9 protein-coding genes are annotated in these 10,121 nt (G+C 67.0%); 6 read left to right on the top strand and 3 right to left on the bottom strand.

Going from position 1 to position 10,121, the window contains the following annotated elements; genetic code table 11:
- Positions 1-219: 219 nt before the first annotated feature.
- On the bottom strand, positions 220-741 hold the full coding sequence (locus GXZ33_RS03345) for a hypothetical protein (RefSeq protein ID WP_291339427.1): 522 nt from the start codon (positions 739-741) through the stop codon (positions 220-222).
- A 125-nt stretch (positions 742-866) separates the two neighbouring features.
- Here GXZ33_RS03345 and GXZ33_RS03340 point away from each other — a divergent pair, with 125 nt between their 5' ends.
- The 5 genes from GXZ33_RS03340 to GXZ33_RS03320 all read left to right on the top strand — a co-directional run bounded on the left by GXZ33_RS03340 (position 867) and on the right by GXZ33_RS03320 (position 7,807).
- The gene (locus GXZ33_RS03340) at positions 867-2,744 is read left to right on the top strand and encodes an ABC transporter ATP-binding protein (RefSeq protein WP_291339426.1); all 1,878 of its coding nucleotides are present in this window, start codon (positions 867-869) and stop codon (positions 2,742-2,744) included.
- A gap of 10 nt (positions 2,745-2,754) precedes the next feature.
- Complete coding sequence (locus tag GXZ33_RS03335) at positions 2,755-3,885, top strand: aminotransferase class I/II-fold pyridoxal phosphate-dependent enzyme (RefSeq protein ID WP_291339425.1); 1,131 nt, start codon at positions 2,755-2,757, stop codon at positions 3,883-3,885.
- Between the two features lie 82 nt (positions 3,886-3,967).
- Positions 3,968-5,746, top strand: coding sequence for a maltose alpha-D-glucosyltransferase (gene treS, locus GXZ33_RS03330; protein ID WP_291339429.1), 1,779 nt, complete (start codon positions 3,968-3,970; stop codon positions 5,744-5,746).
- A gap of 2 nt (positions 5,747-5,748) precedes the next feature.
- Positions 5,749-6,798: a phosphotransferase gene (locus tag GXZ33_RS03325; protein WP_291339424.1), complete on the top strand. Its 1,050-nt coding sequence runs from the start codon at positions 5,749-5,751 to the stop codon at positions 6,796-6,798.
- Positions 6,799-6,823: 25 nt separating this feature from the next.
- Positions 6,824-7,807 carry an LLM class flavin-dependent oxidoreductase gene (locus GXZ33_RS03320; RefSeq protein ID WP_291339423.1) on the top strand — a complete coding sequence of 328 codons (984 nt, stop codon included), beginning with the start codon at positions 6,824-6,826 and terminating at the stop codon, positions 7,805-7,807.
- Here GXZ33_RS03320 and GXZ33_RS03315 read toward each other — a convergent pair.
- Together GXZ33_RS03315 and GXZ33_RS03310 are read right to left on the bottom strand one after the other, a co-directional pair.
- Positions 7,804-8,325 (bottom strand): hypothetical protein, encoded by a 522-nt coding sequence (locus GXZ33_RS03315; protein ID WP_291339422.1) that lies wholly within the window; start codon positions 8,323-8,325, stop codon positions 7,804-7,806. The two genes, GXZ33_RS03320 and GXZ33_RS03315, sit on opposite strands and share 4 nt — an antisense overlap.
- A complete protein-coding gene (locus tag GXZ33_RS03310; protein ID WP_291339421.1) occupies positions 8,318-9,217 on the bottom strand; it encodes an AEC family transporter in 900 nt (299 codons plus the stop codon). The genes GXZ33_RS03315 and GXZ33_RS03310 overlap by 8 nt, the downstream gene beginning before the upstream one ends.
- A gap of 154 nt (positions 9,218-9,371) precedes the next feature.
- Here GXZ33_RS03310 and GXZ33_RS03305 point away from each other — a divergent pair, with 154 nt between their 5' ends.
- Complete coding sequence (locus tag GXZ33_RS03305; protein ID WP_291339420.1) at positions 9,372-10,115, top strand: GntR family transcriptional regulator; 744 nt, start codon at positions 9,372-9,374, stop codon at positions 10,113-10,115.
- Positions 10,116-10,121 lie beyond the last annotated feature (6 nt).

Here is a 10,121-nt window from a genome sequence, read left to right as displayed (position 1 = left end):
CTCGAGTACCGGGGTCGGTTCGGGTGTGGGGGACGGAGGGACGTCGATAAGCGGGGTGGACGAGCAGGCGGTGAGAAACGCGCCGAGGGCGACGGGCAGGAATCGGCGGACGGGCATGGGGTCCCCTCTGGTGGTGGTCGGGGTGCGGAGGGTTTCCGCACCCGACACACTTAGACTCCGAAAAGGGGCCGAAGGTTCCCTGCCGGGTGGAAATACTTCCTAGAAGTTGAGGTTGCCTTCCCAGATGACGTTGCCGACCTGCAGTTTCGCGTCCCAGAGGTTGCCGGGGCTGACGTTGAAGGCGTAGCGGACGTTGGTGGAGGCGCCGGCCCCGAGGGGCAGGTCGAGGCCGAGTGCCATGCCGGCGTCGTCGCCGGAGACCGGGTCGGCGTCGACCATGGTGCCGCCCCCGGAGTTGTAGGTCAGGGTGGGCTGCGGGAGGGCGTCGACGGCGAGGGGTTCGTCGTTGAGGTTGGTCACCAGCACCGTGATGATGCTGCCGCCGGTGTTGCCGCTGCGGGCCCCCTGGTAGCGCATGTCGACGTTGAGGCCGGGGTCGGTGGTCTTGCCGCGGAGGGTCTCCGCCTGGACGGGGTCCACCTGGGAGGCGGCGGCCACCGGTGTCTCGGAGGTGGAGACGTGGATGGACTCGTCGCTGCCGTTGCCGTCGGCGCCTGCGGAGCAGGCGGTGAGGAGCAGAGAGCTGGCGAGCAGAGCGAGGGCGGGGCGGAGTCGTGACACGGTGCCTCCCTTTCAGTCCGGCCTAAGATGTTCGGGATGATGTTCCCGCACCAGTGTAACCAGCGGTTCTCGCGGGGTAGTGTGCAACCCGGCCGTCACCACAAGTTTTGGAGTAACAGAAAAAGTTGAACAGTCTCGCCCGCATCCTGCGCAGCGCCTCGGCGCTGTGGCCCTACTATCTCGGCGTGGTGGTCATCTCCACCGCGGCCGCGGCGCTGGCGCTGGTCTCGCCCTTCATCCTCCGTGAGGCGACCGACACCATCGTGTCGGCGGTCCACGGTGATGTACAGGTCGCCGATGTCACGACCACTCTGCTGTGGTTGGCGGTGGCGCTGCTCGTGGCGGACCTGGCCAACACCGCGATGGGCAACATCGGCGGTTACATCGGCGATGTCATGGCCATGCGGATGCGGCAGATCCTGTCGACCCGCTACTACGCGAAGCTGCTGGCGTTGCCGCAGAAGTACTTCGACAACCAGGTGACGGGTACGGTCATCGCGCGTCTGGACCGTTCGATCACGTCGATCACGCAGTTCCTGCAGTCCTTCTCCAACAGTTTCTTCCCCATGCTCATCCAGGTGATCGCGGTGCTGGTGATCACGTCCTGGTACTACTGGCCGCTGACGATCCTGCTGGCCCTGCTGTTCCCGGTGTACATGTGGCTGACCACGTTGACGTCGCGACGCTGGCAGAAGCTCGAGGGGAGGAAGAACGAGCAGATCGACCTGGCGAACGGTCGTTTCGCGGAGGTCATCGGCCAGGTGAAGGTGGTCAAGTCCTTCGTCTCCGAGGTGCGGGAGCTGGATGACTTCGGGCGTCGTTACGGGAAGACCGTCGACATCACGCGCCCGCAGTCGAGCTGGTGGCACCTCATGGACACCGCCCGTGGTGCCGCGCTCAACCTCATCTTCTTCGGCATCTACCTGGTGCTGTTCTTCCGCACGATCAACGGCCACTTCTCGCTGGGTGACATGGTCATGCTCATCCAGCTGGTGAACATGGCGAAGCAGCCGGTGCACATGATGAGCTGGATCGTCGACGCCGCGCAGCGTGCCATCGCCGGTTCGAAGGACTACTTCAAGGTCATGGAGGAGGAGTTCGAGCCGACCGCCAACGCCGAGCTCATCGCCGCGACGGAGGCCACCGGTGTCCCCGTCCTGGACCTCACCCCGGTGCAGCCGCTGGCCTCGCAGTCCCCGGTCATCCGTTTCGACGACGTCACCTTCGCCTACAACAAGGATGAGCCGGTGATCCGGAACGTCAGTTTCGAGGCCCGCGAGGGCGAGAAGATCGCCCTGGTCGGCGAGTCCGGTGGCGGCAAGTCCACGCTGGTCAACCTGCTGCTGGGCCTGTACCGCATCGGGGAGGGCACCCTGCAGGTCTGCGGCCGGGATGTCCGTGACTTGTCCGCCGCGGAGCTGCGCGCCAGCGTCGGCGTGGTGTTCCAGGAGGCATCGCTGTTCTCCGGCACGATCCGCGAGAACATCGCCTACGGCCGGCCCGGCGCGACCGAAGAGGAGATCGTCGAGGTCGCCCGCCGCGCCAACGCGCACGACTTCATCATGCGTTTCCCGGACGGCTACGACACCGTCATCGGTGAGCGGGGTCTGCGTCTGTCGGGTGGTCAGAAGCAGCGTGTCGCCGTCGCGCGCGCCATGCTCAAGGACGCTCCGATCCTGCTTCTCGACGAAGCCACCTCCGCCCTCGACACCAAGGCCGAGCGTGCCGTCCAGGCGGGTCTGGACGAGCTGATGAAGAACCGCACGACGCTCATCATCGCCCACCGTCTGTCGACGATCGCGGGTGTGGACACCATCGTCACGCTCCGCGAGGGTGTGGTCGATGAAATAGGTTCACCGGACCAGCTGGCCGCCTCGGGTGGCATCTACGCGGAACTCCTGCAGCTCACGGCGTCCTCCTCGGCCGCGGACCGGGCCCGTCTCAAGCGCTACGGACTCGTCGTCGACGGCCACGAGGACGAGGAGGACGGGGAAGAGGACTAACCTGTCTGGCATGCAGTTCCCCACCCTCGATCAGCTCAAGGACCGTCGCACCCGTAAGTGGACGGTCTACGACGATGATGTCCTGCCCCTGTGGATCGCGGAGAGTGACTTCTTCACCTGCCCGCCCGTGAAGCAGGCCATCGCGGACGCCATCGACCGGGAGTCCTTCGGGTACACCCCGGCGACCTCCGACCTGCCGCAGGCGGTCTCCGACTTCTATGCGGAGCGCTACGGCTGGCGCCCCGACCCGGAGCTCGTCGTCGCGGTCCCCGACGTCGTCCGTGGTCTGGCGCTCGCCATTGAATACATGACGCGCCCCGATTCGGGGGTCATCGTGCCGGTGCCGGCCTACCCGCCGTTCCTGGAGCTGCCGGAGGCCACCCGCCGCCCGATGCACCAGATCGACGCGTACGGGGGCATCGACCTGGGGGACGTCGAGAAGCAGTTCGCGGCGGGTGCCGGCTCAATCCTGCTGTGCGCCCCGAACAACCCCCTGGGGTACACGTTCGACGAGGAGTTCCTGCGTGAACTGTGCGATCTCGCGGACCGTTACGACGCCCGCGTGCTCGTCGACGAGATCCACGCCCCGCTCGTCTTCGACGGCACCCACGTGTGTGCCGCCGGTGTCAGTGAGACCGCCGCGAAGGTGTGCGTCACCGTCACCGCCACGTCGAAGGCGTGGAACATCGCGGGCCTCAAGTGCGCGCAGATCATCTTCTCCAACCCGGCGGACATGGACACGTGGAACTCCATGACGGGGGTTGCCAGGGACGGCACCTCGACCCTCGGTATCTGGGCGGCGATCGCCTGCTACCGGGAGGGCGGTGACTGCCTCGAGGAGCAGGTCGCCTACCTGCGGGAGAACCGTGACTGGCTGGCCGAGGAGCTCCCCCGCCGGGTGCCGGGGCTGAAGGTGATCAGCCCGGCCGCCACCTACCTCATGTGGATGGACTTCTCGGGGACCTCCATCGGTCATCTGGAGCGTCCGGCCATCTGGCTGCGGGAGAACGCCCGGGTCGCCTTCAATGACGGCATCGCCTTCGGTCCGGGTGGTCTGCACCACGCGCGGCTGAACTTCGCCACGTCCCGGGAGATCCTCGAGGAGGCCTGCGACCGGTTGGAGTCTGCATTCGCCCGGTGATTTCCCTACCCTGGATTTCATGACTGACGAGCGATACGACGACCCGTCCGCCACGACCGGACCCCAGGGTCCCGGCCTGTCCATGGGCCCCCTGGGGGTCGGTTCCGAGCCGGAGAAGCCCGCGGCGCAGCCCCGCACCGATTCCCAGGGTTACCTGGTTGAACCGGAGTCCGAGCAGTTCGAGACCCCGACCCCGGCCCCCGGTGACGCCCCCTGGGAGCGCCCCGAGCCGGAGTGGTACAAGGACGCCGTGTTCTACGAGGTGCTGGTGCGTGCCTTCTACGATCCGGAGGGCACCGGTTCCGGCAGCCTCCGGGGCGTGACGGAGAAGCTCGACTACCTGCAGTGGCTGGGTGTGGACTGCCTGTGGCTGCCGCCCTTCTACGATTCCCCGCTGCGCGACGGCGGCTACGACATCCGCAACTTCCGTGAGGTGCTGCCGGAGTTCGGCACGGTCGACGACTTCGTCGAGCTCATGGACGAGGCCCACAAGCGTGGCATCCGTGTCATCACCGACCTGGTGATGAACCACACCTCCGACTCCCACGCCTGGTTCCAGGAGTCCCGCCGCGACCCCGAGGGCCCCTACGGTGACTTCTACGTGTGGAGCGATGACCCGTCCGAGTACTCCGAGGCGCGCATCATCTTCATCGACACGGAGGAGTCCAACTGGACCTGGGACCCGGTGCGCAAGCAGTACTTCTGGCACCGTTTCTTCTCCCACCAGCCGGACCTCAACTACGACCACCCGCCGGTGCGTGCCGCGATGCTCGACGTCATGCGTTTCTGGCTGGACCTGGGTCTGGACGGTTTCCGCCTCGACGCGGTCCCCTACCTCTACGAGCGGGAGGGCACGAACTGCGAGAACCTGCCGGAGACGCACGAGTTCCTCAAGCAGGTCCGCGGCGTCATCGACGACGAGTACCCCGGCCGTGTCCTGCTGGCCGAGGCGAATCAGCTGCCCGATGACGTCGTCGAGTACTTCGGTGAGCCGGAGCTGGGCGATGAGTGCCACATGGCCTTCCACTTCCCGGTCATGCCGCGGATCTTCATGGGTGTGCACCAGCAGTCACGCAACCCGATCTCCGAGATCCTGGCGGACACCCCGCCGATCCCCGAGACCGCCCAGTGGGGCATCTTCCTGCGTAACCACGATGAGCTGACGCTCGAGATGGTCACCGAGGAGGAGCGCGCCTACATGTACAAGCACTTCGCGCGTGAGCCGCGGATGCGTGCGAACGTGGGTATCCGCCGCCGTCTGGCGCCGCTGCTCGGAGGCGACCGCAACAAGCTGGAGCTGGTCCACGGTCTGCTGCTGTCGCTGCCGGGTTCGCCGGTGCTCTACTACGGCGACGAGATCGGCATGGGCGACAACATCTGGCTCTACGACCGTGACGGCGTGCGTACCCCGATGCAGTGGTCCAACGACCGCAACGGCGGTTTCTCCCGGGCGGAGCCGGAGCGTCTGTACCTGCCGGCGATCCAGAACGACCAGTACGGCTTCCAGACGGTCAACGTCGAGAACTCGATGAAGCGCGACAACTCGCTGCTCCACTGGGTGCGCAGCCAGATCAAGGTGCGGCAGCAGTACAAGGCCTTCGGCCGGGGCACCTACCGTGAGGTCCCGTCCGAGAACGAGGCGGTGCTCACCTTCCTGCGTGAGTACAAGGGTGAGACGATCCTGTGCGTCAACAACCTCTCGGACCGTCCGCAGGCGGTGTCGCTGGACCTGTCCGAGTTCTCCGGGGTCACCCCGCGTGAGCTCTCCGGTGGTGAGTCCTTCCCGCCGATCCGCCAGTACCCGTGGGTGGTCACCCTCGCGCCCCACGCGTACTTCTGGTTCGACATCTCCGGGGAGTGATCATGGATCTGGCACGCATGCTTCTCGACGCCCGCTTCTACGGCGCCAAGTCCGAGCCCGTCGACAAGGTCGAGGTGGTCTCCGAGACTCCGGCGGGGGACGCCCGTCTGCTCATCCTCCGCGTCAACGGGAGGCACCTGTACCAGGTGCTTGTCGACGACACCGGGCAGGACATCCTCGCTACCTCCCCCGAGCTCTACCTGCGCGCGCACGACCTGCCGCAGGGGGAGGCGAAGGCGATCGACGGTGAGCAGTCCAACACCTCCCTCATCGTCGGCGACCAGATGGTGAAGGTCTTCCGCCGCCTGGAGGCCGGGCTGAATCCGGATGTCGAGCTGCTCTCGCAGATCGCGGACTGCCCGCACGTCGCCCCGGTCCGCGGCTGGGTCACCGACACGATCGACGGGCGGGAGCACACCCTGGCGATGGTGCAGGACTTCGTTCCCGACGCCGACGACGGCTGGCGCTACGCCCTCGGTTTCGCCACCCACAACGCGCCCTTCGGGGCCGAGGCCTCCCTGCTGGGTGAGGCGACGCGGGCCGTCCATGAGGCGTTGGCGGGGGCCTTCGAGGTGGGCGTCGGGAAGCCTGTCCTGGGGGATCTGCTGGACACCGCCCCGGTCCTCGGGGAGTTCGCGGACGCCGCCCGCGCGGTCTACGACTCCCTCGACGACGAGGTGCCCGTGCAGCGCGTGCACGGTGACCTGCACCTGGGTCAGGTGCTGCGGACACCGGACACGTACGTGCTCATCGACTTCGAGGGCGAGCCCGCCCGTCCCCTCGCCGAGCGTCGGCGCCCCGACTCGCCGCTGCGTGACGTCGCGGGTGTCCTGCGTTCCCTCGACTACGCCGCGCACGTCGCCGGGGCCTCCCCGGAGTGGGCGGAGGCGGCCGGCGACGCCTTCCTCGAGGGCTACGGGATCGGGCGGTCCCGCCTGCTCGACGCCTATGTCCTGGACAAGGCGCTCTACGAGGTGGTCTACGAGTCGGACAACCGCCCGGACTGGGTGCACATCCCACTGGCGGCGGTGAAGCGTATCCTCGGTGGGTGACGAATCCCCGACCGGAAGGTGACCCGTGCGTATCCCGCTGTCCCTCATCGATTTCTGCCACATCTACCCTGGTGAGACCGCCCGCGACTCCATGAGGCGGTCCGTGGACATGGCGCAGAAGGCGGAACGGCTGGGCTACCGCCGGATCTGGTACGCCGAGCACCACAACATGCCGTACATCGCCTCCTCCGCCCCGGCGGTGCTCATCGCCCACGTCGGTGCGCACACGGAGAAGATCCGGCTCGGTTCCGGCGGCGTGATGCTGCCGAACCACTCCCCCTACGTCATCGCGGAGCAGTTCGGCACCCTCGCGGAGCTCTACCCCGACCGCATCGACCTGGGTCTGGGACGCGCGCCGGGCACCGACATGAACACGCTCGGCCGGGCGCTGCGCCGCTCCCCCAACGCAGCGGAACACTTCCCGCAGGACGTCATGGAGCTCGAGGGTTACCTGGCCGGCCGTTCCAGGATCCCGGGGGTGGACGCCATCCCGGGTGTCGGCACCAACGTGCCGCTCTACATCCTGGGTTCCTCGCTCTACGGTGCGACGCTCGCCGCGCAGCTCGGCCTGCCCTACTCCTTCGCCTCCCACTTCGCACCGACCCACCTGGAGCACGCGGTGGCGACGTACCGGGAGAATTTCCAGCCCTCCGAGAAGCTCTCCGAGCCCTACGTCATCGCGGCGGTCAACGTCGTCGCCTCGGACACCGAGGCCGATGCCGTCCGTCAGCTCGAGGGTGTCCGCCGTCAGCGGGTGAAGGCGATGGCCGGCCGGGGCCGTCACCTGACCGATGAGCAGCTCGACCAGATCATCGAGTCCCACCAGGGCCGCCAGATCATCGACATGCTGCGTTACACCGCCGTCGGCACCGGTGAGCAGGTCCGCGACTACCTCGACGGTTTCACCCGGACCGCCCAGGCGGATGAGCTCATGATCTCCCTGCAGGGTCTCTCCGAGGCGGAGACGAACCGCGGCATGGAGATCCTCGCGGAGGCCTGGGAGCTCTAGACGGTCCCCAGCTTGTCGACACCCACGTCCCCCGCCCTCCCCCGCAGGAGGTCCACGAGTTCATAGGGCAGGTAGTTCGCCCCCTCCGGGAAGGTCACCGTGTAGGGGGCGACGGCACGGGAGGGCATGCGTTCCGGGATGTGCCCCGGCAGCAGCACCAGGCGGGGCACCCCGTGGCGGGTGTAGAGCTGGAGGTGGTCCAGCCTGTCGAGGGGGAAGCGGACGCCGGTGGCGGGGAGGGTCACGTGGTCGTCGATGAGCAGGACGGGCCGGGAGCGGCGCCGCAGCCTGATGACCAGCATGATCACCGCCGACAGGAGCCCCGCCGCGGGGGCGGCGGCGGCGATGAGGTGCAGTTCCGGCCACGGTGAGGTGCGGGCGGAGTTGAGCAGCACCAGCAGGACGGGCACCAGCAGGACGAAGAACGCCACGAAGACACCGACGGCCCGGCTCGTGGCCAGGTGTCGGGGTGCGGACCGCAGCGTGATGGTGTCCATGATGGCGGTGATGTTACCCAAGCAGAACCGTCACCACGACAAGTACCGGGAACGACACGAGCGTGGACACCACGCCGACGTCCCGGGCCAGGGCCTCGTTGGTGCGGAAACGCAGCGCGTAGGTGAGCACGTTCTGTGCGGTGGGCAGCGCGCCGAGCACCACCAGCGAGAGCAGCGCCGTCCCCTCCAGACCGAAGACGTAATGGGCGAGCAGCCCCGACAGCACCGGCTGGACCAGGTTCTTCAGCACCACCGCGATGAGCACGTCCCCGCTGAGGACCACCCGGGCACCCACCAGCGACATGCCGAACACCATGAGCGCGACCGGCACCGAGGCCCCCGCGAGGAGGGCGACCGACTCGCGCACGATCTCCGGCACGGGGATGTGCAGGAAGCCGATGAGCAGTCCCGCCACCGCGGCCAGCAGCATGGGATTCCGGAACGAGGCCACCATGTTCCGCAGCAGTGTCGACTGCCTCGAGCGGTGGAGCATGTCGAGTGTGGTGAGCGTGAAGGGGGCGTAGAACGCGACCTGGAAGAGGATGACGGGGATGACCACGGCGGCGTCGTCAAGTATGTAGACAGCCAGCGGGACACCGAGGTTGCCCGCGTTCGCGTAGGAGGACGCGAGCATGCCGATGAGGCTGTCGGGGGAGCTGCGTCCGCGTACGCGGAACGCGAGGAAACCGAGTGCCCCGGCAAGGAGGGCGGATCCGGCGATCACGAGGAAATTCGCCGAAAATATGTCGCGGGGGTCCGTGCGCAGGAGGATGTCGAAGATCAGCGCGGGAGTGGCCACCAGATAGACCAGATTGGCCAGTCCCCGGCGGGCCTCCGGGTGGGCGCGCCCGAAGATCCAGCCGACGGCGATCACCCCCACGACCACCCCGAAACCGCTCAGGACCTGTATCACAAGTTGTCATGGTAACTCATTGACAACTCATCAGACGTATGGATTGATTTTTCGGCATATTGTTCTAATGTTCCCCTATAACCCCATTGGTTGATCTGGAAATAAACCAGTTTTCAGGAATACAATTAGTCCCCTAACCGCAAGGATCATCCGAATGCCACCACAGCATTATCAGAAGATCGCCAAGCACCTGCGCGAGGCGATCAACAACGGTCGCCTCAACACCGGCGACGAACTTCCCTCGGAGGCCGAGCTGTGTGAGCAGTTCGGTTCCTCCCGTGGCCCCGTCCGCCAGGCGATGATGCTGCTGCGCACCGAGGGCATGATCTCCACGGGCCGCGGTCGACGTTCCACGGTGCTCTCCCGCTCCGGCAACAACGACTTCGACTCCACGATCTCGATCAGCGCCTGGCTGCGGTACTTCGGATTCACCCCCGGGCAGCGCACCCTCCTGCTGGCCCGTCAGCCCGCCGACGAGACGATCGCCGGCCACCTGCGGCTCTCCCCGGGGGACCACGTGGTCACGCTGCGCCGCCTCCGACTGGCCGACCGCCGGCCCTTCGCCATCGAGTGCACCCACTTCCCCGTCCCCGTCGGCCGGCACATCCTCGACGCGGACACCGACGCGACGTCGATCATGGAGCACCTCGCGGACAGCGCCATCGTCGTGGACAACCTCTCGCGCTGCATCAACGCGGTCGTCGCCGACGAGGAGGAGGCGGAGCTCCTGGACGTCCGCCCCGGTGATCCGCTGATGCGCATCCGCATGACGGCGTCGGACCAGTACGGGCAGATCATCTTCTTCGCGGACAATCTCTTCCTCGCCGAGAATCTCACCCTCAGCCTCAACACGGTCCGCGGCACCCCCTCCTCCGCGCGCCTCTCGCCCGTCGACTGATTCGAC

The organism is Corynebacterium sp., from assembly GCF_012838985.1.
GTDB lineage: Bacteria > Actinomycetota > Actinomycetes > Mycobacteriales > Mycobacteriaceae > Corynebacterium.
This window is presented reverse-complemented; position numbering and strand designations above follow the sequence as displayed.

Coding starts and splice junctions, on each gene's coding strand:
- GXZ33_RS03335 (WP_291339425.1), top strand. CDS start 2,755: ATGCAGTTCCCCACCCTCGATCAGCTCAAGGACCGTCGCACCCGTAAG.
- GXZ33_RS03325 (WP_291339424.1), top strand. CDS start 5,749: ATGGATCTGGCACGCATGCTTCTCGACGCCCGCTTCTACGGCGCCAAG.
- GXZ33_RS03305 (WP_291339420.1), top strand. CDS start 9,372: ATGCCACCACAGCATTATCAGAAGATCGCCAAGCACCTGCGCGAGGCG.
- treS (WP_291339429.1), top strand. CDS start 3,968: ATGGGCCCCCTGGGGGTCGGTTCCGAGCCGGAGAAGCCCGCGGCGCAG.